This is a genomic window from Thermococcus sp. PK (assembly GCF_000430485.1).
GTDB classification, from domain to species: domain Archaea; phylum Methanobacteriota_B; class Thermococci; order Thermococcales; family Thermococcaceae; genus Thermococcus_A; species Thermococcus_A bergensis.
In genome coordinates, this window is record NZ_KE387146.1 from 3766 (window position 1) to 4466 (window position 701).

At 45.4% G+C, this 701-nt stretch carries 1 pseudogene; it reads right to left on the reverse strand.

Annotation, left to right across the window (positions count from 1 at the left end):
* Nucleotides 1–395: pseudogene (locus THEPK_RS01245) on the reverse strand (IS607 family transposase); the annotation flags it as partial.
* Nucleotides 396–701: the final 306 nt, after the last annotated feature.

Consider the following 701-nt stretch of genomic DNA (forward strand, 5'->3'; position numbering starts at 1 on the left):
TGAGCCTGTCCTTGTAAGTTATCACGACTTTTGTTATTTCCCCGCTTTCAATGAGTTTGAAGAGCTGGAGTAACCCCTTCCTGTTCTCGTTCAGTCCTGAGGAAATGTCTGTTATGATTTTTGCAACTTGGTAGCCTTTTGATGCGCAGTAGTTCTTGAGGTATTCGACCTGTCTTTCAAGGTCTTCTTTCTGGTCTCTGCTTGATACTCTGGCGTAAATTACAACCTTGTCGGGGGTTTTGCCTTCGAGGAGTCTTTTAATCTCGCTTTCTGGAATTCTGTATTCTTTTCCGACCCTGTATGCTTTAATCTCGCCGGCTTTTGATTTTCCTGATTAATGTTGGCTTGCTGATGCCAAGGAGCTGTGCCGCTTTTCCCGTCCTATAAAGCTTCATACTGCACACCCCTATTACAAACAATGACACAAAATATATAAACTTTACGATTTTAACCATTTAGAAAACAGCCCTTGAGAAGAGCTCCCTGAAGCTCAGCTTTCTCTCGAAGGACAGGATAACCTCGCTGGAGGAGCACGCCAACTATCTAAAGGCTTTTTACTGGGGGTTCAGATGCTCAGGGCGAAGGGATACTCAAAAGATTCTCTCCTTTCATACCTGCAGAGCACGATAAAGCCGAGCTTCTTCCTTTTGGAGCACCTGAGCGGTGATGAACTCCCCCGGGCCTCTACCTATACGACAACG